Consider the following 21881-nt stretch of genomic DNA (forward strand, 5'->3'; position numbering starts at 1 on the left):
GGGTGATGCTTGAGGAGGAAGGACAATGGTTCGATGACAACGAGGACACCTCACACCGCACCATTTATATTGCGCGGACCCGTTGGCGGGATGCGCCGCACGATGGGCCGGGTGTGCGCCGCCTGCGCCGGCATGGTGCTTGTGCTCGTACCGCTCGCCGCATGCGGGCAGGCCGACACAGGCAGCACGGCGTTGCCCCGTAAAACCGATGTGGAGGTCATCGCGTTCCAGCAGCCATGGAACTCGATCGCCCGGGAATGCACGCAAACCTATGGGCCGGCTGGCGTCGCCTATGTGGAGATCTCGCCACCGCAGGAATCCATCCGTGGCACCCAATGGTGGACCTCATACCAGCCAGTGAGTTACAAACTCGATTCCAAACTCGGTACCGAGGAGGAGTTCACCCACATGATCCAGGAATGCTCCGCCGCGGGCGTGGATATCATCGCCGACGTGGTGCTCAACCAGACAACGGGCACGGGTGAAGACACGCAGCTCACCGGGGTCGCCGGAACGCCATACAACCCGGGCACCGGAAACTATCCGGGGTTCACCGGCAATGAGCACCAGTACCCGAACGGCGTGGATCACCATGATTTCCACGACTACAACAACGGCGCTTCGATCAGCAACTACCGCGATCAGGACGAAGTGCAGCGGGGGCGGTTGAGCGGTATGTGGGACTTCGACTCATCCAGCGAGAAGGTGCGCGACCTGCAATCGGATTATCTGGCCAAACTCTACCGTATTGGTGTGCGGGGTTTCCGCATGGACGCCGTCAAGCACATCGACACCGAAGATATGAAAGCGCTCAAACAGGCCATGGCCAAGAAGATCGAAGTGCCGGAGCAAGACATCTATTGGATTCAGGAGGTCATCGGCAATGCCGGCGAAGCGAAGGGCATCCAACCATCCAACTACTTCGACACCGGCACGGTGACCCAGTTCGCGTTCGCTGGCGCCATGAAATCGAACATGCCCGGTTCGCTCAACGCATTGTCGGATTTGCGCGAGCGCCTCGGCGACACCAAACGCAATCCCTACGCGATCCCGACCGGCAAGGCGAACGTGTTCGTGACCAACTGGGATACCGAGCGCAACGGCCAGTCGCTGTCCTACAAGGATGGCGCAGCCTATGCGCTCGCCAATGCGTTCTCGCTCGCCTACGACTACGGCACCCCAAGGCTCATATCCGACTACCGGTTCACGGACAATGACGCCGGCGCTCCGGGCGCCACGGAGACGAGTGTGCCCGACGTGAATTTCAATGAGGCGTGTGCCACGAACGACGGCCCATGGAATTGCGAGCAACGGTGGACGTCCACACGCGGCATGATCGCGTTCCACAACTATGTGCATGGCACGGCGGTGGATCATTGGCAGGAGGGTGCGGACGCCTCCGTCATCGCCTTTTCCCGTGCAGGCAAAGGATTCATCGCCATGAATGGCGGGGACCGGGCCTCCGATGTGGAATTCACCACGTCGATGCCTGACGGCGAATACTGCAATGTCTATGCGGTACAGGACTGCTCGCAGACCGCACGTGTGCGCAAGGGAAAGGTGCGCGCGTCGATTCCCGCACGATCCGCGGTTGCACTGTACGCCGGGGCGACGGCGAAGGCGCATCCCTCATCACCCTTGGCGGTAGATCCGAGCACCCCTCCACAGGATTGACAGTCCGTGGATTCTCCTTGCAGTGCAGATGGTGGTGTCGCGAAAAAGACGCACATATAACTCGCTCTTGGAGATATTATATACTGGCCAACGGTAGCAGGAATGTCGTATATAACTATATGGCTGCGATGACATCCGTGATGTCCGCGGCACATCGATTAGGGGGGTAGATGAATACGAAGGATATCAGGCGAAAACTCACGGCGGCGATTGGTGCGGCCACGGCGTGCGCGACACTCATATGTGGGGGAGTCGGTGCAGCGCAGGCGATGGAACGCGACGCACTCGGCGGCTCCGTGCTCAATGCATACAACGCCCTCAACGGCAACGGCATGCGCTTCGAGAAAGTCAGAGGGCGGATTGCGCGCCCCCGACGGCGTGGTCGATTATATCGGCGACGGTATGATCGCCGAAACGGACAAGGGCCAAGGCGACCGCGGCCAGTCCTACAGCTACGCCGCCGCGTCCCATGGCGACTGGGTGTACATCGGCGCCATGTATGGCGGTCTTGGCGTGCAGGCGATCCTGAGCCACGGCATGGCGGTCCAACATGGGCATGTCCGCTGAAGCGGCGAGCAACCTCATGCAGACGATGTACGCGGGCCACATGTATCTGGGCGAACCCGACGGCAAAAGCGCCGGCGGCATGCTGTTCAAATTCAATGTGAAGACCGGCGAGACGAAGATCCTCATGTCCAAGAGCGCCGGCATCGAAGGCGGCAAAGGCATCATCCCCACATTCCGCAGCGCATTCGAGATGAACGGCAAACTGTATTTCGAGGGCATGGTCATGGACACGGCGAACCCGGACCTCGACCAGCGCGAGATCCAGACCGCCATCGCGATGCAGAACGGCTTCCCGTGCATCTACGAGATCGATCCGTCCAACGGCGACAAGCTCACGCTCGTGCACAACAGTGTGGACACGGAAGGGTTCCGCACGCTCGTCAAGCAGAACGTGTTCACCTCCACGCGTGCGATCGGCTCATTCAACGACACGCTGATCACCGGAGACCTCAAGATCGACGAGAACGGCAACGGTGCGGCCTATCTGGTGGCGTCGGACACGCCGTCGGTCCCCGGATCGTACAAAGTGATCGCCGACATGGCGAGTTTCGACAACCTGCCGGCGATTCACCGTTCCGACGTCAACGGTGGCGGCGGCATCTACCAGATGCTCGAATTCAATGGCAAGCTCTACGTCGTGGTGTGCACCGGCAGCACGGACACGCGCAACGAGCAGACCGGCACATTGCGTTCCTTCGCCATCTACGTAGGTGAAAACAACGGCGACGCGACGAACAAGGACGATTGGAACTGGCGGCCGCTCGTCGGCGACCCCACCAAGGGCGCCAAATACTTCTACGGTCTTGACTCCAGCCGCGTGAGCGCCGGCGCCTGCACGCTGCAGGTCTTCGGCGACCACCTCTACATCGGCGATTACAACGATGTGTCGAGCGCACTGCAGGGCTTCGCGATGAACATGGACTTTCGTGACCCAGGCCACGAACCTCGAACAGTCGATCAACCTGTACCGCATGGATGCCAATGAGAACGTCGAAATGCTCGTGGGCGACGCCAACAAGACCTTCCCCGATGGCGGCAGTACCGGTTTGGGCAGCGGCTACGGCAACAATATGAACCAGTACACATGGCAGACCGCCGTGCACGAAGGCAAGATGTACCTGTCGACGATGAACACGACGACGCTGCTCGAGCCGATTGCCCAGTTCACCAATGGCGACATCCTGCACATGAGCGCGCAGGAGTGGAAAGACACGGTGAAATATCTGCGCGCGTTCCTCGAAATCCTGCTCAAGCGCGATGATACCGCCGCATTCTCACGCACCCGTTCGGTACGCCCATCGGCGGATGACCCAGATGCGCTTGTCGAATGGGCGTGCCGGCAGGCGAGCGAACGTGCCGCCGCTGACACCCCGGCCCAGATCGATGGCGACGGCGGCACCCAGGAGGAGGTCGCCCTGACCGATGCCCAGCGCGAGTCGCTTGTCAAGGGCATCAAGGACGGCGGCATCGTGCCGGAAAGCCTCGATGACGCCAATACCGCAGGGGAGCTGTTCGCCATCAACGGCGCGTTGAGCTCCCTGGCCCCGCAGCTGGACGAACAGGCATCCGAAGGGTTCGTGGACTCCTATGGTGATCTGCTTGCCGCGTTGGGCGCGTTGCCGCAGGTGCCCGAAAACCTGAAGAAACTCTACGAGACGCTCCTCAAGCTCGCCTCCAAGCAGAACATGCAGGCGTTCTTCAAGTCCCTGCCGTATCTGGCCAAGTCGAAGCGCGGCTTCAACCTGTTCGAGATCAGCGAAGACGCCCAGGGTGGCGTGGCCGTCGCCAGCGACAACACCTTCGTCATGCCGTCGCACAGCAACCGAGCCGGGCTCCACAGGCAACAGCACCTCTGCGGGAGGCAGCCAGCAGTCGGTCGACCTCGCGTCCACAGGTGCATCGATCATCGCCCTGGCGATGGCCGCGGCAGTCGCCATCGCTTCGGGAGCCACGATGATCGCCGTCAAGCGCAAGCGCGCCTGACCTGTGCCCCATAAGGGGCAGCCATACGACACGCCGACACCAGAACGTTGGAATTCCAACGATGCTACGGAACGTAGCATGGAAATCCACTGGTGTCGGCGTTCGTTGCTTGTGGGCATTGGTGCGGGCCCATACGGTGGCCTCATCGACGCGGCGCCAGCTGGCCGCCTCCCTGGACCACGAGGAGCAGATACCATGGCACAGCATCAGCCACCATCCGGCGACGCGATCATCAGCGCACGGGGATTGACCCAATCGTTCTGTACGGTCGACCACGAACAAACCGTGCTCAACGGCCTTGATGTGGACATCCGCCGCGGGGATTTCACCGCGATCATGGGTCCCTCTGGAGCAGGCAAGTCAACGTTGCTCTACGCGCTCGCCGGACTTGAGCGTCCGGCCGCCGGCACCATCGCTTTCGACGGCGAAGACCTGACGGCCATGCGTGACGACGCGCTTGCCGTGTTCCGCCGGTCCCATTGCGGGTTTGTGTTCCAACAGCACCAGTTGCTCGAACGCATGAGCCTCATCGCAACGTCATCGTCGCCGGTGCGCTCACGATGCGATCCAAGCCACGGATCGCCGCCAAAGCGCGCGAACTGTTCTCGCTCGTGCACCTAGACGAACGCACGCAGACGCGCACAAGCGCACAGGTATCCGGCGGTGAGGCCCAACGCGCAAGCATCGTGCGCGCCCTGATCAACGACCCCGAGCTCGTGTTCGTGGACGAACCGACCGGTGCGCTCAATTCGCACAATTCCCAAGCGGTTCTCGACGTGTTCTGCACGCTGTATGCCAGCGGGCAAAGCATCGTCATGGTCACGCACGACCGGCACAGCGCCCTGCGCGCCAACCGCGTGCTGTTCCTGCGCGACGGCACGATCGCCGGCGAATGCGCGCTTGGCGCGTGGACTAGCGGCGAGCCGTACGGAGAACGTGAACACAAGCTTGCCGTGTTTCTCGACGAGATGGGGTGGTGACCAGATGCGCATGCTCGCCCTGCACCAATGGCGCCGCAATACGGGGACCTTCCTCGGATTCGGCGTGATCATCCTCATCGCCGCCTGCATGCTGGGTTCGGCACTCACCCTGCTGTTCACCGTGGGGCCGCGCTATACCGCGCTCGCGGACGAACTGCGCACCGCGGACGTGGACATCGTGGTGCCGCGCGCCGCCGCCACCGCTGACGTACGCGAATTGATCGACGGCACCGCCGGCGTGGTCGAAGAGATGGAATTCGGCAACGCCGGATCGCAGATCCTCGCGTTCAGCGCCCCAGCCGCACGCTTCACCCAGCTTGAACGCGCGTATCCGCAGGCGCGCATGACCGAATACGCGGTGAGCGTAAGCGCCGGCGCCGATCCGCGCGCCGTGCGTTCACACATTGATCGGGCGCTCGCCGACGCAGGCGTACCCGTGGCCGCCGCTATCGACTGCGACAGTGTGCGCGCAACCCGTACGATGGTCAGCCGGCTCATCATCCTCATCCTCGTGGTGTTCGCCGTGCTCGTCACCGTGGTCAGTCTGGCATTGTGCACATTCCACATCAGGAACATCGTGAAGACCGACCGTACCGACATGGGCGTGCTCAAAGCGCTCGGCTACACCAGCCAGATGATCTCGCACGCGATGATGGCACCGTATCTGCTCGTGTGTGGGCGCGACGTTGGCCGGACTCGCCCTATCCACACTCGCCACCCCAGCGATCGGCTCACTGATCGCGCTGCAGGCCGGCTTCACGTTCCATGCGCAGGCCGACGCGCGCGCTTGGCTCATCACCATCGCGGCGCTCGCCGGCGTCACGCTGCTGTTCGCGTGGATTGGCGTACGCTCCTTGCGTGCACTGCAACCGATCGAAGCGATCCGCGGCATCAGTGCGCGCAGCCAGCGCCATACGGTACGCCCACTCAACCGCATGCCGGGCAATGCGCGCACGGCGATCAGCCTGCAGCAAGCCGCCGCATCCCCCTCGCGCAACCTGCTCGTGGGGTGCATGCTGTTCCTGATGACCCTGATCGTCAGCTTCGCCGCAGTGCTCACATACAACGCCACGGTCAAACCGGACAACCTTTACAACACGCTGTCCACGGAGACGCCACAGGTTGTCGCCACACCAGCCCAAGGAGAAACCACTGAGGCGATGCAACGCATCCGTGCGATTCCGTCGTACAGAACGTGATCGCATACACCACGGCGGCACCGCGCTCGGCTACACCGTGGTGGGCTACATCCAGAGCGTCAACGACGGCGGCTCCGTCTGCGAACTGACCAACGCGGGCTATACACGCCTCGACCCTGACTTCGCGCACAGCCCACGCACGCTTTACGTGCACTGCGACGGAGACGATACCGCACGCATCATCCGCGTGATCAACGACACCTGCGCCGGCCTCGTGACACACACCGCCGACATGGAGCGCATGCGTGACACAAGCCAACAGATGTACGGATCGGTCATGTCAACCGTCAGCCTCGCCATACTCATCCTCGCGGTCGGTCTGACAGGACTCGTGCTGATGATGGTCATCCGGTCCACCATCGTGCGCGAGCGCCACCGCTTCGGTATACTCAAGGCCCTCGGATACACCAGCGGACAGCTCATGCGCCAGATCGCCGCCATGCTCATGCCCGCCACCGTGATCGGCGCCGCCCTCGGCGCGGCAGTCGCGAGCATTGCCCAACCGGTGACCGATGCGCTCTTCGCGACCGTGGGCGTCATGCGCAGCCAATTCGACCACCCTGCCCTGCTGCCCGCAGTCGCCGCGCTCGACCTAGCCGCAGTGCAAGGTGCGCTCGCACTGGCCCTCGCCACTCCGATCTGCGACATCAGCCCCTACCAGCTCATCACCGAATAGGAGACCACTATGGACGAACAGACAACCACACCCAAAGTGCGCACGATGGAATTCTCCACACGCCTCAAGGACCTGCGCGCGCAATCCGCGTCTCGCAGGAACAGCTCGCGCGGCGCATCGGCGTCTCACAGCAGGCCATCACCAAATGGGAAAGCGGCGCAGGCCGCCCGGAATTGGAAAGCCTCGTCGCGCTCGCCGACGTTTTCGCGGTGAGCGTCGACGCCCTGCTCGGTGTCGATGACGCGCATGCGGGGCCGGCGCGCGGCGAATACCGGTACGAAAGCGCCACGAACTACGACGTCGACGGCGGCAAGCATTTCGACATCGACTGCGGGTCGGTCTACGCGTGCATGATCCGTGGGTACGACGGCGAATAGCTGCGTGTGCGTGTCGTGTCGAACACCGTGGCCAATCTGGCGCGCCATTTCAAGGTATCGGTCGACGACAGGCCGAAACGCCTGGACGTGCAGGTGCGCCGTGGCCCCGGCGTCAGCGAGACACTCGCGAAAGACGACGTCACGGTGATCATCTGGGTGCCGCAGCGGTATGTGACCACGGTCGAATGCGCGGCGAAGGCGCATGAGGCGCATGTGCGGGGCCTGACATGTGACGGACTTGAACTCGATGTGCGCACACCGCGGCTCAATCTCGATGACGTGCACGCGCATGTGGAGATCAATGGCAACCTTGATATGGAGGTCGACTGTGCATCGATCGACGGGCGTATCGACGTCAACCAGCTGTCGTCGACATCGCGTATCACCGTGCCGAAGGGCGTGTCGATCGCCGTGCTGACGCACGGGCCGCGTACGCGCACGATCGTGGGTGCAGGTGTACGTCAGGACGAGGATTCGCCCAACATCGTCGAGCTCAACGGCGTGGCGAGCGAACTGATTGTCGAAGGCAGATGAAGGCCGCGTATCGCTCCGCCATGTCACGGCGGAGCGATACCATGAAGACCCATGGTTAGAAGACAACATGGCAATGCTCAAGAACACGTCACCAAGCACATTTTCGTCACCGGCGGCGTTGTTTCCTCCCTTGGCAAGGGGCTTACCGCTTCCTCCCTCGGACGTCTGCTGCGCAGCCGTGGCCTGCGTGTATTGCAGCAGAAGCTCGATCCGTACATCAACGTCGACCCGGGCACGATGAACCCGTTCCAGCACGGTGAGGTCTATGTGACCGAGGATGGCGCGGAAACGGATCTTGACATCGGCCACTACGAGCGTTTCCTTGACGTCTTCCTTTCGCAGAAGGCGAATGTCACGACTGGCCAGATCTACCAGGAAGTGCTCCGCAAGGAGCGCGCCGGCGAATACCTCGGCCAGTGCGTGCAGGTGATCCCGCACATCACCAACGAGATCAAGTCGCGCATGCGTGCCCAGGCCTCCGACGATGTCGATGTGATCATCACCGAGATCGGCGGCACGGTCGGTGACATCGAATCGCAGCCGTTCATGGAGGCGGCGCGCGAGGTGCGCCGTGACCTCGGCCCTGAAAACTGCATGTTCATCCATGTGTCGCTCGTGCCGTACATCGCGGCCGCCCATGAGCTCAAGACAAAACCGACCCAGCACTCCGTGATGATGCTGCGCCAGCTGGGCATCTCGCCGGACGCGCTTGTGCTGCGCAGCGACCGCCCGCTCAACCAGTCCATCAAAGACAAGATCTCGCTCATGTGCGACGTCGACACCGAAGGCGTCGTGAATTGCGTGGACGCCAACAGCATCTATGATGTGCCGAAGGTGCTGTTCGACGAAGGCCTCGACGCCTATGTGGTGCGTGAGCTCGGCCTGCCGTTCCACGATGTGGATTGGGACGAGTGGGAGGACCTGCTCGAACGTGTGCACCACCCCAAGCACGAAGTCAACATCGCCATCGTGGGCAAGTACATCGACCTGCCCGACGCCTACCTTTCGGTCACCGAGGCCATCAAGGCGGGCGGATTCGCCAATTGGGCCAAGGTCAACGTCAAGTGGGTGGCGGCCGACCGTTGCGAGACCGAGGAAGGCGCCGCCGCGGCGCTCGACCAGGTGGACGGCATCGTGGTGCCCGGCGGCTTCGGCATCCGAGGCATCGACGGCAAGATCGGCGCCCTGCGCTACGCCCGCGAGCACGGCATCCCGGCGCTCGGCCTGTGCCTGGGCCTGCAGTCCATGGTCATCGAATACGCCCGCGACGTGCTGGGCATCGCCGACGCCGGTTCCACCGAGTTCGACCCGGATTGCCCGAACCCGGTGATCGCGACGATGGAGGAACAGAAGGACATCGTGGCCGGCAATGGCGACATGGGCCACACGATGCGTCTGGGTTCCTACCCGGCGGATCTGCTCGAGGATTCCCTCGTGGCCGAACTGTACGGAACGACGCATGTGACCGAACGCCACCGCCACCGCTACGAGGTGAACGTGGCTTACAAGCAGCAGCTGCGCGATGGCGGCCTCGTCATCTCCGGCCAGAGCCCGGATGGCGAACTCACCGAGTTCGTGGAACTGCCACGCGAGGTGCACCCGTTCTATGTGGCCACCCAGGCGCACCCGGAGTTCAAGTCGCGCCCCACCAAGCCGCATCCGCTGTTCGCGGGGCTCGTCAAGGCCGCGCTCGAGCACAAGGAGGAGCGCCTCCACATCGCACAGTAAGTGCGCAAACCCCGTGCAATGTGGCATACGCCACATTGCACGTGCACGTTTTGTAGGTATCATGGCCGTGAGCACTGTGGTGTTCACGGCCATGTTGCATAATAAGACTCGCATTATCAGTATCTGAACAGCACAAGGAAGCCAATGTCTTTGCACGATGGAAACCAGCCGTTGCCCCAGGACGGCGGCACCACGCCGAATGGACCTGTCCACCGCACCGAGGGGGAGCGGACCCAGGCGTTCACTCCATTGCCTTCCGTCGAGCCGATCGACGGGTTCAACGCGACGGCGGCCCCCGCGGCGCCTGCCAAACGGCATCATGTCTGGCCGTGGATCGTGCTCGCCGTGGTCGTGCTGCTTGTGGCGGCGGGGTTTGGCACATTCGCGTTCTTCCAGAGCCGTGCATTGCCGGGTACCACGTTGTGGGGGCATGATGTGTCCGGCAAGACACAGCAGCAGATCGCCACGATGATCGACGACCAGGTGAACACCACCAAGGTGCCGGTGGCCTATGGCGACAAAACCGCCGAAGTGAGCGCGAAAGACCTCGGGATGAGTGTCGATGCACAGGCGATCGCACATGATGCGGTGGATGCCAAGCGCAACGCCCCTGTATGGGACCGCTATGCGTTCTGGAACAAGAAAGATGTGGCGCCTTCCATCGATGTGGCGCAGGCCGACCCGACCGTGCTCGACGAGCATCTGGGCACCAACAGCGTCAAGCCCGTCAATGCGGAGCTGACCATCAATGAAGACAGCGGCGAGGTCGAGGTGACCCCCGCGTCCAATGGCAGCGGAGCGGACCCCACCCAGACCGCCGAAGCAGCCGTCGCGGCCATCGAATCGTTCGGTGACACCAAGCCGCAGAGGGTGACGGTCGAGCTCAAGGACATCGAACCGCGGGTCACTGACGCCGTGGCCACACAGGCCAAGCAGACGGTGGACGAACTTGTGGCGAACAAGGTGGGCATCGCGGTCGGTGATCACGAGATCGCGCAGTTCTCCGCGCCGATGCTCATCGCCTCCTCGCGCATCGAACCCGACACCGAGGCGGCCCTCGGAGAGGGCGAGGCACGCAATGGCGTGCTTGTGTTCAGCGCCGACAAACTGCAGCAGCAGTACGATGATACGATCAAGAATTCGCTCGCTTCCACCAAAGAGGACCGCGAGGTCATCGTGAACGGCAACGGCACCGAGACGGAAGTGATCAAGGAAGGCCACGACGGCGTCAAGATCAAGGACGGCGCCGACACCTCGATCGGCACCGACGCGCTGCCGGTGCTCGCCAAAGGCAAGGGTACGGTCAACGTGGCCGGCGAAGTCGACCCGATGAAGGTCAAGCAGATCAAGCGCCATGTGGTCGTCGACCTGTCGGACCACAAGGTCTACGCGTACCAGGACGACAAGCTCGTCAAGTCGTTCTCGATGTCCGCGGGGCAGGGCAACGACTATGCGACCGGCGCGTGCAACCCCTCGGGTGACATGTGCACGCCGCTCGGCGATTTCGAGGTCTGGCTCAAGTACCCCACGCAGGACATGTCCGGCACGCTCACGCTCTCCGATGGCAAGAAGGAGACTTGGGATGTCAAGGGCGTGGGTTTTGTGAACTATTTCTCAAAGTCGGGCTGCGCGATCCACCGCATCGCCACGAGCACGCCATATTCCGACGCGCAGATCGCCGCGATGGGGGCGAACACATCGCACGGCTGCGTTGGCATCGGCTGGGATGTGGCGGAGTGGTTCTATGACTTTGCTGGCATGGGCACGAGCGTGCATGTGCAGCAGTGAGCACTGACCTGATGGCGGGACAGACTCTGGCGTGTTTGCACGCTGGTCTGTTACGTTAGGTTAGGAAGTGTTATTTTCCGGTAGTTTGTGAATGGAGGCGGCGACCTGTGGCGGAACATCCTTTGCCCAACGCAGCGTCTGACGTGGAGATGAACCAGTATGTGGCTGATCGAGGACGCGTCAATGAAGACAAAATAAGACAAGACGACGAGATCATCGAGCAATTCGGCGAATACTCGTACGGCTGGCACGATTCCGACGCCGCCGGCGAAGCCGCCAAGAAGGGCATCAGCGAAGAGGTCGTCCGCGAGATCTCGGCGGACAAGCACGAACCCGCTTGGATGCTCGACATGCGTCTGCGTGGCTACAAGGCGTTCGTAGAGCAGCCCATGCCCAAGTGGGGTGTGGATCTCTCCGGCTTCCATGCGCAGGACTTCAAATACTACGTCAAGCCGGTCGGCAAGCAGGCCGCCACATGGGAGGACCTGCCGGACGACATCCGTGAGACCTACGATCGCCTCGGCATCCCGGAAGCGGAGAAAAGCCGACTCGTGTCCGGTGTGGCCGCGCAATACGAGTCCGAGGTCATCTACAACTCAATCCAGGAGGACCTCGCCAAGCAGGGCGTGATTTTCGTCGACACCGACACCGCGGTGCGCGAATACCCCGAGCTCGTCAAGAAATACTTCGGCACTGTCGTCCCCCCGGAAGACAACAAGTTCGGTGCACTGAACACGGCCGCCTGGTCGGGCGGTTCGTTCGTGTACGTGCCGAAGGGCGTGCACGTGGACATCCCGCTGCAGGCCTACTTCCGCATCAACACCCCGAACATGGGACAGTTCGAGCGCACGCTCATCATCGCCGACGAAGGCTCGTACGTGCACTATGTGGAAGGCTGCACCGCGCCGATCTACTCGACCGACTCGCTGCATGCGGCGATCGTCGAGATCATCGTGGAGAAGAACGCCCGCGTGCGCTACACGACCGTGCAAAACTGGTCGAACAACGTGTACAACCTCGTCACGCAACGCGCCTATGTGCGCGAGGGCGCGACGATGGAATGGGTCGACGGCAACATCGGTTCGAAGGCGACGATGAAATACCCGGCGTGCATCCTCGCCGAGCCGTACGCGAACGCCTCCACGATGTCGCTCGGCTTCGCCGGCCAAGGCCAGTACCAGGACACAGGCGCCAAGATGATCCATCTGGCCCCGCACACGAGCTCGACGATCGTGGCCAAATCGATCTCGCGCGGTGGCGGGCGCAGTGCCTACCGCGGACTCGTCAAAATCGTGGACGGTGCGGAAGGCGCCAGCTCGAACGTGGTGTGCGACGCACTGCTCGTGGATGATTTCTCACGTTCCGACACCTATCCGCATGTCGACGTGCGCGAAGACGATGTGTCGATGGCCCACGAAGCGACCGTGTCCAAGGTCTCCGAAGACCAGTTGTTCTACCTGATGAGTCGTGGCATCGAAGAAAAAGAGGCGATGGCGATGATCGTGCGTGGATTCGTCGAGCCGATCAGCCGCGAGCTTCCGATGGAGTACGCGCTTGAACTCAATCGCCTTGTCGAACTGCAGATGGAAGGATCGGTGGGCTGACCGATGGCAGACCGCAAAGAAATCAACATCCCCGTCGCGGATCCCAACGATCCGTACGCCGTGCCCGCGGCGATGCCGTCGAGCGCGGACACGAACCCGCGTTCATTCGATTTGTCCGATTTCGCCATGCCGACGCGCAAGCAGGAGGATTGGCGCTTCACACCCATCGAACGCATCAGCGAGTTCTTCGATATCTTTGAGCCCAGTGGGGCCACCGAGGTGCACGTCACGTACATCGACGGCTCGCCGGTCGACGACGCCACGGTGCAGGTGCGCCGCGTGCGGATCGGCGACGGCCTGAGCGGCACGGTGAGCAAACCCAACGACCGCGTGTCCGTGGTGGAGTGGAACAGCGTGGCCACTGCCACGGTGGTGGACCTGTTGCGCGAACCCGAGCAGCCGGTCCTTGTGCAGGTGCACGGCAATGGCCTGGAACTCGACGCGCTGCACCTCGTGATCAATGCGCGTGACCGTGTGCATGGCGACGTCGTCGTCGAACACGACGGACAGGCGCGTCTGGCTGAAGGCATCGAAATCATGACAGGTGATGACGCGCACATCAGCACGACGTTCGTGCAGGAATGGACCTCGGATTCGAAGCATGTGGCCTCACACCGCATCCATGTGGGCAACGAATCGTCGTTGCGCCATTCGGTCGTCACCCTCGGCGGCGAGGTCGTACGCATTCGCATGGATCAGGATTTCGGTGGTGAGCATGGCGACCTCAATATGCTCGGCATCTATTTCGTCGATCCGGGCGAGCACATCGAACACCGCACGATGGTCGTGCACAACCACCCCGAATGCCGTTCGCGCGTGGTCTACAAGGGCGCGCTCAGCGGCAAGGGCGCGCACTCCACATGGGTCGGCAACGCGCTCATCGAACCCACCGCACCGGGCACCGACTCCTATGAGCTCAACCGCAACCTCGTGCTCACGCCAGGCGCGGTCGCCGATTCCGAGCCGAATCTGGAAATCGAAAACGGCAACATCGTCGGCGCCGGCCATGCAAGCTCGGTCGGCAGATTCGATGACGAGGAGCTGTTCTATCTGCAATCGCGCGGCATTCCCGAACGGGAGGCGCGCAAACTCGTGGTGCGTGGCTTCTTTGGCGAACTCGTCGAAGAGATCGGCATCGAGCAGATCGCCGGTCATCTCATGCAAGCAATCGACCGCCGTCTGGCGCGCGGCGAATCCAGCGCCATGCAGACCGTATTGGAGGAGAAGTAAGCGATGTCCACTCTTGAAATCAAAGACCTGTATGTCTCGGTAGAAACCAAGGAAGGGAGCAAGCAGATCCTGCGCGGTGTGAACCTGACCGTCAATTCGGGTGAGACACACGCAATCATGGGGCCCAACGGCTCGGGCAAGTCGACGCTCGCCTACACGCTCGCCGGCCACCCCAAGTACGAGGTGGATTCCGGCCAAGTGCTGCTCGACGGTGAAGACATCCTGCCCATGACACCTGATGAGCGCGCCAAGGCGGGCCTGTTCCTCGCTATGCAGTACCCGGTCGAGGTGCCGGGCGTCTCGATGACGAACTTCCTGCGCACGGCGAAGACCGAAATCGACGGCAAGGCCCCGGCGATCCGCACCTGGACCAAGGAGCTCACCGAGGCGATGAAACGCCTCAAGATGGACCCGAAATTCGCCACCCGTTCGGTCAACGAAGGCTTCTCCGGCGGTGAGAAGAAGCGCGCCGAAGTGCTGCAGCTCGAACTGCTCAAGCCGAAATTCGCGATCCTCGACGAAACCGATTCCGGCTTGGACGTCGATGCGCTGCGCATCGTGTCCGAAGGCGTCAACCGCGCCAAGGAAGCGAACGATTTCGGCATCCTCATGGTCACGCACTACACGCGCATCCTCAAATACATCAAGCCTGACATCGTGCATGTGTTCGCCGACGGCCATTTCGTCAAGACCGGCGGACCGGAGCTTGCGGATGAGCTTGAGGAGCGCGGGTACGACGAATACCTTCCGGAAGGCTCGGACTCCGAGTCGGCCCTGGCCTGACCTTGGAGCGAACGATGGCGGATTTCGAGGCGATTCGACGGCAGTTCCCGATTCTGGGCCAGCAGGTCCATGGGCGCCCGTTGGTGTATTTGGATTCGGCGGCCACGGCCCAGAAGCCGCAGGCCGTGATCGATGCGGAAAGCGGATTCTACGAGTCGATCAACGCCGGCGTGCACCGCGGCGCCCATGAGCTCGCCGCACGCAGCACGGTGGCGTTCGAAGATGCCCGGGCCGCCATGGCCCGTTTCGTTGGCGCTTCGGCCGAAGAGGGGCGTGAAGAGCTTATGGTGACCGCCGGTGCCACCGCGGGCCTCAATCTGCTGGCCACCGCCTTCGGCTACGCGTCGATGGGCCGCGGTCCGGCGGCCGCACAGCGGTTCGCGCTCGGTCCGGGTGACGAGATCGTGGTCTCCCAGGCCGAACATCATTCCGTGCTGCTGCCGTTCCAAGAGCTTGCCGCGCGCACTGGTGCCACACTCAAATGGTTCACGCTCGACGATGAGGGGCGTATCCGCACCGACACCGCCGATGAAGTGATCACCGACCGCACGAAGGTCGTGGCGATGACCCATGTGGGCAATGTGACCGGTGCCATCACCGATCTGGCACCCGTCGTGCGCCGTGCCCACGAGGTGGGTGCCATGTTCGTGCTCGACGCCTGTCAATCGGTGCCGCATCTGCCGGTGGATTTCCACGCGCTTGACGTCGATTTCGCCGCGTTCAGCGCCCACAAGATGTATGGTCCGACCGGTGCGGGGTTCCTGTACGGGCGCCGTGAGCTGCTCGAAGCACTGCCACCGGCATGGTTCGGCGGGTCTATGGTCGAACTGGCGTGGATGGACAAACCAGCGCAATACATGGATCCGCCGGCCCGGTTCGAAGCCGGTACACAGCCGGTGGCGCAGGTCGTGGCCGCGGGTGTGGCCGCCCAGTGGCTGCAGTCCATCGGCATGGACGCCGTCGCCGGACACGAGCACGCCCTGACAAGCGAACTGCTGCGGCTCGGGGAGATCCCGGGCGTGCGCATCCTTGGTCCCACAAGCGCCACTGCGCGCATCGGCACAGTGGCGTTCGAAGTCGAGGGCGTGCATCCGCACGATGTGGGGCAGTACATCGACGCGCAGGGCATCGCGATCCGCGTCGGCCACCATTGCGCGCAGCCCGTGCACCGGCATTTCGGCGTCTATGCGTCGAATCGTGCATCACTCGGTGTGTACAACACCATGGACGACGTGCATGCGTTGCTCGACGCCGTGGCCGGTGTGCGCCCGTTTTTCGGGGTGGACGGCACGCGCGCGGAATAGTGCGGCGCGGGGCCGGTTGGACACAATGGAACAATGTTGCATGCAGGAAAGGCGGGCATGATGCCAATGGCACAGGACGACGGGTTGGAACAGATGTACCAGGAGGTCATCCTCGAAGCCTCGAAGCACCCTTCGGGCCGTGTGGCATTCGCTCCCGACCTCACGGATGAGTCCGCGAGTGCGGGGGAGAGCACGGTCATGGCCGCCCATGAGGCATGCGCGGCCGGCGAATCCCACCAGTTCAACCCGACATGCGGCGATGAGGCGACAATCCATGTGGACGTGTCCAGCGATGAACCACACCGCATCGAACGGGTGGTGTGGGACGGCCACGGCTGCTCGATCTCGCAGGCGAGCCTGTCGATCATGGTCGACCTGGTGGAGGGACGCACCGTGGACGAGGCGATGGATCTGTTCCGCACGTTCCATGCACTGATGGAGTCGCGCGGCGCCGGGCTGGCCGATGACGCCCAAGCGGATGAGCTTGGTGACGCGATTGTGTTCCAAGGCGTTTCGAAATACCCGATGCGCATCAAATGTGCATTGCTGGGGTGGGAAGGCCTCAAGGATTCGATGGCCAAGGCATTGGCGCAGGCGTGACGCCTGCTGTGAACTTCGATAACTCAACCATGTGGGCACGCCATGCACCGGTGCGTCCACGTTACAGGAAATGGGGTGCGCGATGAGCGACAATCTGGTGCCCGGGCCGCAGGCGACGATTTTCGATGCGGTGAACAGTGTGGTGAACGACGAGCAGACGGCGCAGGCGATCATGGCCAACCCGTCGTTGGCGAAGGATGTGGATGCGAACGGCGTGCGCGCCCACGGCCAAGACGACGGCTGTTGCGGCGGACAGGGGTGTGGTTGCCAAGGTGATGGCGAGATTCCACTCAAAGCCGTCGATGAGATCGGCCGTGCCACGGCCGCCGATGTGCGTGAGGCCCTCCATCAGGTGATCGACCCGGAGCTCGGCATCGACGTCGTGGATCTGGGCCTGGTCTATGGCATCGAGATCGATGAGTTGGGACGCGCGATCATCACGATGACGCTGACGACACCGGCATGCCCGCTCACCGATCTCATCGAGGACGAATGCGCGAGCACACTGGCCGGCCTTGTCGAGGAATTCCGCATCGATTGGACGTGGACGCCGCGTTGGAGCGTCGAGAAGATCACGCCCGAGGGCCGTGAACAGCTCGCCGCACTCGGGTTCAACCTCGACTCGATGCCCACGTACTGATCAGTCCTGCCGCACGCGGGTGCTGTAGAACGCCACGGCGCTCGACGCGGCCACATTGAGCGAATCGACCCCATGGCTCATGGGGATGCGTACGGTGAGGTCGGACTGGGCGATCGTATGGTGCGACAGCCCGTCTCCTTCGGTGCCGAAGATGAGCGCAAGCCTGTCGACCGCATCCGGTGCGCCCGCAGGCAGATGCAGCCGGCGCACGAGTTCGTCGAGGCTAATCGAATCGTCGTCGAGCGCCATTGCCGCCGTGGTGAAGCCCAGGTCATGGAGTTCCTTGAGCCCCTGCCATGGCCAGTAATGGGTGTCATCACCGCCGATGCGCGTCCATGGCACCTGGAACACGGTGCCCATCGACACGCGCACCGCACGCCGGTACAGCGGGTCAGCGCAGGACGGCGTCACGAGCACCGCGTCCACATCAAGGGCCGCAGCGGAACGCATGATGGCACCCACATTGGTGTGGTCCACGATGTTCTCCAACACCGCGATGCGCTTTGCGTGCGCGGTGACCTCGGCCACGGACGGCAACGGCCAGCGGCGCATCGCGGCGAGCGCGCCACGGTGCAGCCGGTAGCCGGTGAGTTGGCGCAACTGGTCGGGGGAAGCCACGAACACCGGCACGTCGGGCCCCCAATGGGCGTCGATGAACGCGAACGTGTCCGCCATGCCTTCAAGCCAAGGGCGTTCCACGAGCAGTGACAGCGGTTCGCGGCCTGCGGCGAGCGCCCGGTCGATCACCTTGGGGGATTCGGCGATGAAGATGCCCTTTTGTGGTTCGAGCCTGTTGCGCAGCTGCAGTTCGGTGAGGTTCGTGTACGCCGCCACGCGTTCGTCGTCAATCGAATCGATGTCGATGATCTGCATGATGCATGCCTCCCGGGACCCATGGGTGTGGTTCGAATGCCACGGTTCACCGTATCACGCAAAGCGCCCGAGCGTGCGTGACAGCAGGCTCAATGCCACTGGGCCTGCTGTGGAGGCGCGCAGGATGTTGGCGCCGAGGATGCAGGCGTCCGCACCCGCCGACGTGAGCGCCTCGATCTCTTGGTCGCTGATGCCGCCTTCCGGCCCGACGACGACATAGACGGTGCGCGTTTTGCCGTCGGCGAGGCTGCGCTCCATGAGCGCCTCCACGCGCTGTTCCACGTCGCTCCATCCCACGGTGGCGTCCTGATGCAGCACGATGACCACATCGCCGTTGACGGCGGCGCGGCGGCATTGTGCCAGCAACTGCTTGCTCGTCATGCAATCGTGCAATACCGGCATGAACGCACGGCGCGACTGTTCGGTGGCGGCGCGCAGTGTCTGCGTCCATTTGCGGTCGGTGCGCCCCGCCTTGTAGCGGGCAATCGCACGGTCGGACTGCCAGGGGAACACATCATCCACGCCGATCTGCGTGGCCATGTCGATGGCTTGCTCGTCATGGCCGTTCTTGGCGAGGGCCTGCACAAGCGCCAACCGTACCGTTGGAGCATCCTCTTGGGTGAATGCCTCGACGAGGACCGTGCCGGCGCGTTCATCGGCCACTGTCGCGTCGATGCGCAATCCGGCCCCATCCGATATCTGCAGCGCGTCGCCTTCGTGCAGGCGCATGGATTGGATCGCGTGGCGTTTGACGGCATCGGGCAACGCCATCGTCCACCCGGAGCGCAGCGCGTCACGGTTCAATGGCGAGTCATCGGTGCTGGAATCCACGATAAACAACGGTTGTGTCATGCCTACAAGGCTACCGTACGGGGCGCGACACGCCGAGGTTTGCGTATTGGCGCGAAAGCCCTTATAGTTTCTTTCTGTTGCCAAGCAACGCACCTGTCCGGGTGGCGGAATGGTAGACGCGCTAGCTTGAGGTGCTAGTGCCTATTTTATACAGGCGTGCGGGTTCAAGTCCCGCTCCGGACACCGGTAAGGCCGGTTCGCACATCACATGCGAACCGGCCTTTTTGCTATCCATGGCCCGGCACCTGCGCGCACGGTATGATGCACGCCGGGGGCGCGCCATGTGTCGAGGAATACGTTGCCCCGCCGCGCTGTTTATCCTAGCGACGCAATAGCATGGAGCCGGTGCGCCGCACCGCGTTCCAACAGAAGACCGAAGCAAGGAGAAAGCGGGAATGCAGGATTCCGAATGCTTGTTTTGCAAGATCATCAATTGTGAGATCCCCAGCGAAAAGGTATATGAGGACGCGACCACCTATGCGTTCAAAGACATCAACCCCAAGGCGAAGGTCCATGTGCTGGTGGTGCCGCGCGACCATTACGCCAATGTGGGCGAGCTCGCAAAAAACAACCCGGCGCTGCTGGCGCACATGGTCGAAGTGGCGCAGCTCATCGCCAACCGCGAATACGACGGCGCCTACCGTCTGATCTTCAACACAGGCCAGGAAGCCGGCCAGACCGTCTTCCACGTGCATGGGCATGTGCTCACCGGTGAGCCGCTCGATGAGTGACGGGTCAGCGGTGGCCCGCATGCAGTCATAGAGGCCAACAGCAACAGCAACCGAACACGCAATACAGAAGAGGTGTGGTGGCAACTACAACCAGAACGGTACGCATTCCCGAACAGCTCGACACCGTGCGGGTCCTGGGGCCCAACGACGAGGTCATCCGCGAGCTCGAACATGCGTTCACGCACATCACGATGCACATCCGCGGGCTGGATGTGACGATCAGGTCCACGTCACGTGCAGGGGAGAGCGAGGCGAGCGAAGCCGAAGACATGCTGCACACAATCATCGACGCGGCCTACCGTGAGCCGATGGATGCGGTGACGGCGCGCCGCATGCTCGACCAGCGTGTGCTATCGAACACGGTGCGCGACGAGGCCCCTGGCCACGGCGCGGCAACCGACAAGGTGCGCCGGGCGCGCGCCCTGCGCCGCGACGATGCCCGTGACGCGCGCGGCACCTACCGCAAACCGCATACGCCCGGCGTGATCACCTATGCCGCCGGGTATCCGGTGCGTCCCAAGACCTTGGGGCAGGCGGGCTATGTGCAGGCGATTGACGAGCACACCATCACGTTCGGCATCGGCCCGGCCGGCACCGGCAAGACCTACTTGGCGGTGGCCAAGGCCGTGCGCGCGTTCCAGGAAGGCCAGGTGCGGCGCATCATCCTGACACGTCCCGCCGTGGAAGCGGGAGAGAACCTCGGATTCCTGCCCGGTTCGCTCAACGAGAAGGTGGACCCGTATCTGCGCCCCCTGTACGACGCCCTGTCCGACATGTTCGGTCCGGAGCGCATGCGCGCGCTGCTCGACGACGGCACAATCGAAGTGGCGCCGCTCGCCTACATGCGCGGCCGCACGCTCAACGACGCGTATGTGATCCTCGACGAAGCGCAGAACACGACCGCGCAGCAGATGAAGATGTTCTTGACGCGATTGGGATTCAACACGAAGATGGTGGTGACCGGCGACATCACCCAGGTCGACTTGGCCGCGCCCCGGTCGGGACTGGCCACAATCGAACGCGTGCTCCGCGGCATCGACGACATCGCGTTCGTGCATCTGGGCGCCGCGGACGTGGTGCGCCATGCCCTCGTCGGCCGCATCGTCGACGCCTACGATCGTTACGACGCGGCCCGTGCGGCCCGTGCGGCGCAACGCGCGGCCGGGGCGACAGCGCAGCATGAGGGGAAGGACGGCGCGCAATGAGCGTGGAAGTGACCAATGAGACCGAGTGGATCATCGACCCCAAGGTGTTTTCCGACCTAGGGGTATGGGTGCTCGACCAGATGCGCGTGAGCACCCAATCAGATCTGGCAATCATGTTCGTAGATCCAGAGCCGATCGCCACGCTGCACGAACGCTGGATGAACCTGCAGGGCCCCACCGACGTGATGAGCTTCCCGATGGACGAGCTGCGCCCAGGCGACGGCCGCACCGTCGTCGAAGGCGTGCTCGGCGACATCGTGATCTGCCCATGGGTGGCGGCGCAGCAGGCCGCTGCCGCAGGGCACAGCACCATGGAGGAGATGATGCTGCTCACGATCCACGGCATCCTGCACCTGCTGGGCTACGATCACCGCACGCCGGAGCAGGAACGCCAGATGTTCGGGCTCCAGCGCCAGCTGCTGCTCACGTTCTTCGCGCTCCATCAAGGCAACGCATGGGTGGCGCTCGTGCCACAAGACGCCACGGACGCGTTGGCCCTCTACGAGCAACGGTATGGCACCGACCGTCAACTGGGCCACTGATTGGAAGGAAC

The 21881-nt window shown here is 62.9% G+C and carries 24 protein-coding genes and 1 tRNA gene; 22 read left to right on the forward strand and 3 right to left on the reverse strand.

Annotated elements, in window-relative coordinates:
• The first annotated feature begins 33 nt into the window (after window positions 1-33).
• The 6 genes from OU02_RS03830 (at window position 34) to OU02_RS08930 (ending at window position 5204) form a co-directional block, all read left to right on the forward strand.
• Window positions 34-1674, forward strand: a complete 1641-nt coding sequence (locus OU02_RS03830; protein ID WP_080720475.1) for an alpha-amylase — start codon at window positions 34-36, stop codon at window positions 1672-1674.
• Between the two features lie 402 nt (window positions 1675-2076).
• Window positions 2077-2241, forward strand: coding sequence for a hypothetical protein (locus OU02_RS08900; RefSeq protein ID WP_193786541.1), 165 nt, complete (start codon window positions 2077-2079; stop codon window positions 2239-2241).
• Complete coding sequence (locus OU02_RS08905) at window positions 2231-3226, forward strand: hypothetical protein (RefSeq protein WP_193786542.1); 996 nt, start codon at window positions 2231-2233, stop codon at window positions 3224-3226. Before OU02_RS08900 ends, OU02_RS08905 begins: the two co-directional genes overlap by 11 nt.
• A complete protein-coding gene (locus tag OU02_RS08910) occupies window positions 3168-4238 on the forward strand; it encodes a hypothetical protein (RefSeq protein ID WP_052110240.1) in 1071 nt (356 codons plus the stop codon). Before OU02_RS08905 ends, OU02_RS08910 begins: the two co-directional genes overlap by 59 nt.
• Window positions 4239-4419: 181 nt before the next feature.
• Complete coding sequence (locus OU02_RS09130) at window positions 4420-4845, forward strand: ATP-binding cassette domain-containing protein (RefSeq protein WP_206537858.1); 426 nt, start codon at window positions 4420-4422, stop codon at window positions 4843-4845.
• The gene (locus OU02_RS08930; RefSeq protein WP_206537859.1) at window positions 4785-5204 is read left to right on the forward strand and encodes an ATP-binding cassette domain-containing protein; all 420 of its coding nucleotides are present in this window, start codon (window positions 4785-4787) and stop codon (window positions 5202-5204) included. The genes OU02_RS09130 and OU02_RS08930 overlap by 61 nt, the downstream gene beginning before the upstream one ends.
• Before the next feature lie 132 nt (window positions 5205-5336).
• Here the strand turns inward: OU02_RS08930 and OU02_RS03845 are convergent, their stop codons facing one another.
• On the reverse strand, window positions 5337-5804 hold the full coding sequence (locus tag OU02_RS03845; RefSeq protein WP_033488816.1) for a hypothetical protein: 468 nt from the start codon (window positions 5802-5804) through the stop codon (window positions 5337-5339).
• A gap of 74 nt (window positions 5805-5878) precedes the next feature.
• Between OU02_RS03845 and OU02_RS03850 the strand changes: the two genes are divergently transcribed.
• The 12 genes from OU02_RS03850 (at window position 5879) to OU02_RS03900 (ending at window position 17667) form a co-directional block, all read left to right on the forward strand.
• Complete coding sequence (locus OU02_RS03850) at window positions 5879-6403, forward strand: hypothetical protein (RefSeq protein ID WP_033488817.1); 525 nt, start codon at window positions 5879-5881, stop codon at window positions 6401-6403.
• A complete protein-coding gene (locus tag OU02_RS03855; protein ID WP_033488818.1) occupies window positions 6378-7079 on the forward strand; it encodes an FtsX-like permease family protein in 702 nt (233 codons plus the stop codon). The genes OU02_RS03850 and OU02_RS03855 overlap by 26 nt, the downstream gene beginning before the upstream one ends.
• Window positions 7080-7162: 83 nt before the next feature.
• Complete coding sequence (locus OU02_RS08870) at window positions 7163-7456, forward strand: helix-turn-helix domain-containing protein (protein WP_274518167.1); 294 nt, start codon at window positions 7163-7165, stop codon at window positions 7454-7456.
• A 6-nt stretch (window positions 7457-7462) separates the two neighbouring features.
• Complete coding sequence (locus OU02_RS08290; protein WP_051918220.1) at window positions 7463-7990, forward strand: hypothetical protein; 528 nt, start codon at window positions 7463-7465, stop codon at window positions 7988-7990.
• 51 nt (window positions 7991-8041) lie between these two features.
• A complete protein-coding gene (locus OU02_RS03865; RefSeq protein WP_033488819.1) occupies window positions 8042-9718 on the forward strand; it encodes a CTP synthase in 1677 nt (558 codons plus the stop codon).
• Window positions 9719-9862: 144 nt separating this feature from the next.
• Entirely contained in the window at window positions 9863-11506 is a 1644-nt protein-coding gene (locus tag OU02_RS03870; RefSeq protein WP_033488820.1) for a L,D-transpeptidase family protein, read from the forward strand.
• Between the two features lie 149 nt (window positions 11507-11655).
• Window positions 11656-13110, forward strand: coding sequence for a Fe-S cluster assembly protein SufB (gene sufB / locus OU02_RS03875; protein ID WP_051918268.1), 1455 nt, complete (start codon window positions 11656-11658; stop codon window positions 13108-13110).
• A gap of 3 nt (window positions 13111-13113) precedes the next feature.
• Window positions 13114-14340, forward strand: a complete 1227-nt coding sequence (sufD, locus tag OU02_RS03880; RefSeq protein WP_033488822.1) for a Fe-S cluster assembly protein SufD — start codon at window positions 13114-13116, stop codon at window positions 14338-14340.
• A 3-nt stretch (window positions 14341-14343) separates the two neighbouring features.
• Window positions 14344-15123 carry a Fe-S cluster assembly ATPase SufC gene (gene sufC, locus OU02_RS03885; RefSeq protein WP_033488823.1) on the forward strand — a complete coding sequence of 260 codons (780 nt, stop codon included), beginning with the start codon at window positions 14344-14346 and terminating at the stop codon, window positions 15121-15123.
• Window positions 15124-15137: 14 nt separating this feature from the next.
• Window positions 15138-16427: a SufS family cysteine desulfurase gene (locus OU02_RS03890; RefSeq protein ID WP_033488824.1), complete on the forward strand. Its 1290-nt coding sequence runs from the start codon at window positions 15138-15140 to the stop codon at window positions 16425-16427.
• 66 nt (window positions 16428-16493) lie between these two features.
• Window positions 16494-17027: a Fe-S cluster assembly sulfur transfer protein SufU gene (sufU, locus tag OU02_RS03895; RefSeq protein ID WP_051918267.1), complete on the forward strand. Its 534-nt coding sequence runs from the start codon at window positions 16494-16496 to the stop codon at window positions 17025-17027.
• An 82-nt stretch (window positions 17028-17109) separates the two neighbouring features.
• Window positions 17110-17667 (forward strand): metal-sulfur cluster assembly factor, encoded by a 558-nt coding sequence (locus OU02_RS03900; RefSeq protein ID WP_033488826.1) that lies wholly within the window; start codon window positions 17110-17112, stop codon window positions 17665-17667.
• Here the strand turns inward: OU02_RS03900 and OU02_RS03905 are convergent, their stop codons facing one another.
• Both OU02_RS03905 and OU02_RS03910 read right to left on the reverse strand, forming a co-directional pair.
• The gene (locus OU02_RS03905; protein WP_033488827.1) at window positions 17668-18540 is read right to left on the reverse strand and encodes a TrmH family RNA methyltransferase; all 873 of its coding nucleotides are present in this window, start codon (window positions 18538-18540) and stop codon (window positions 17668-17670) included.
• A 54-nt stretch (window positions 18541-18594) separates the two neighbouring features.
• On the reverse strand, window positions 18595-19392 hold the full coding sequence (locus OU02_RS03910; protein ID WP_033488828.1) for a 16S rRNA (uracil(1498)-N(3))-methyltransferase: 798 nt from the start codon (window positions 19390-19392) through the stop codon (window positions 18595-18597).
• A gap of 95 nt (window positions 19393-19487) precedes the next feature.
• Here OU02_RS03910 and OU02_RS03915 point away from each other — a divergent pair.
• The 4 genes from OU02_RS03915 (at window position 19488) to ybeY (ending at window position 21870) form a co-directional block, all read left to right on the forward strand.
• Window positions 19488-19575, forward strand: a tRNA-Leu gene (locus OU02_RS03915).
• 212 nt (window positions 19576-19787) lie between these two features.
• Window positions 19788-20123, forward strand: coding sequence for a histidine triad nucleotide-binding protein (locus tag OU02_RS03920; RefSeq protein ID WP_033488829.1), 336 nt, complete (start codon window positions 19788-19790; stop codon window positions 20121-20123).
• Window positions 20124-20200: 77 nt separating this feature from the next.
• On the forward strand, window positions 20201-21328 hold the full coding sequence (locus tag OU02_RS03925; RefSeq protein ID WP_026643132.1) for a PhoH family protein: 1128 nt from the start codon (window positions 20201-20203) through the stop codon (window positions 21326-21328).
• Window positions 21325-21870, forward strand: coding sequence for an rRNA maturation RNase YbeY (gene ybeY, locus OU02_RS03930; RefSeq protein WP_022857593.1), 546 nt, complete (start codon window positions 21325-21327; stop codon window positions 21868-21870). The genes OU02_RS03925 and ybeY overlap by 4 nt, the downstream gene beginning before the upstream one ends.
• Window positions 21871-21881 lie beyond the last annotated feature (11 nt).

It is taken from the genome of Bifidobacterium pseudolongum subsp. pseudolongum DSM 20099, from assembly GCF_000771225.1.
Lineage (GTDB): Bacteria > Actinomycetota > Actinomycetes > Actinomycetales > Bifidobacteriaceae > Bifidobacterium > Bifidobacterium pseudolongum.

Excerpts from the sequence above, each read along its gene's own strand:
- OU02_RS09130 (WP_206537858.1), top strand. The coding sequence starts at position 4,420 with ATGGCACAGCATCAGCCACCATCCGGCGACGCGATCATCAGCGCACGG.
- OU02_RS08900 (WP_193786541.1), top strand. The coding sequence starts at position 2,077 with ATGATCGCCGAAACGGACAAGGGCCAAGGCGACCGCGGCCAGTCCTAC.
- sufU (WP_051918267.1), top strand. The coding sequence starts at position 16,494 with ATGGCACAGGACGACGGGTTGGAACAGATGTACCAGGAGGTCATCCTC.
- ybeY (WP_022857593.1), top strand. The coding sequence starts at position 21,325 with ATGAGCGTGGAAGTGACCAATGAGACCGAGTGGATCATCGACCCCAAG.
- OU02_RS08930 (WP_206537859.1), top strand. The coding sequence starts at position 4,785 with ATGCGATCCAAGCCACGGATCGCCGCCAAAGCGCGCGAACTGTTCTCG.
- OU02_RS03830 (WP_080720475.1), top strand. The coding sequence starts at position 34 with ATGACAACGAGGACACCTCACACCGCACCATTTATATTGCGCGGACCC.
- OU02_RS03905 (WP_033488827.1), bottom strand. The coding sequence starts at position 18,540 with ATGCAGATCATCGACATCGATTCGATTGACGACGAACGCGTGGCGGCG.
- sufC (WP_033488823.1), top strand. The coding sequence starts at position 14,344 with ATGTCCACTCTTGAAATCAAAGACCTGTATGTCTCGGTAGAAACCAAG.
- OU02_RS03900 (WP_033488826.1), top strand. The coding sequence starts at position 17,110 with ATGAGCGACAATCTGGTGCCCGGGCCGCAGGCGACGATTTTCGATGCG.
- OU02_RS03865 (WP_033488819.1), top strand. The coding sequence starts at position 8,042 with ATGGTTAGAAGACAACATGGCAATGCTCAAGAACACGTCACCAAGCAC.
- OU02_RS03920 (WP_033488829.1), top strand. The coding sequence starts at position 19,788 with ATGCAGGATTCCGAATGCTTGTTTTGCAAGATCATCAATTGTGAGATC.
- sufB (WP_051918268.1), top strand. The coding sequence starts at position 11,656 with ATGAACCAGTATGTGGCTGATCGAGGACGCGTCAATGAAGACAAAATA.
- OU02_RS03870 (WP_033488820.1), top strand. The coding sequence starts at position 9,863 with ATGTCTTTGCACGATGGAAACCAGCCGTTGCCCCAGGACGGCGGCACC.
- OU02_RS03845 (WP_033488816.1), bottom strand. The coding sequence starts at position 5,804 with ATGTCGGTACGGTCGGTCTTCACGATGTTCCTGATGTGGAATGTGCAC.
- OU02_RS03890 (WP_033488824.1), top strand. The coding sequence starts at position 15,138 with ATGGCGGATTTCGAGGCGATTCGACGGCAGTTCCCGATTCTGGGCCAG.
- sufD (WP_033488822.1), top strand. The coding sequence starts at position 13,114 with ATGGCAGACCGCAAAGAAATCAACATCCCCGTCGCGGATCCCAACGAT.
- OU02_RS08905 (WP_193786542.1), top strand. The coding sequence starts at position 2,231 with ATGTCCGCTGAAGCGGCGAGCAACCTCATGCAGACGATGTACGCGGGC.
- OU02_RS03910 (WP_033488828.1), bottom strand. The coding sequence starts at position 19,392 with ATGACACAACCGTTGTTTATCGTGGATTCCAGCACCGATGACTCGCCA.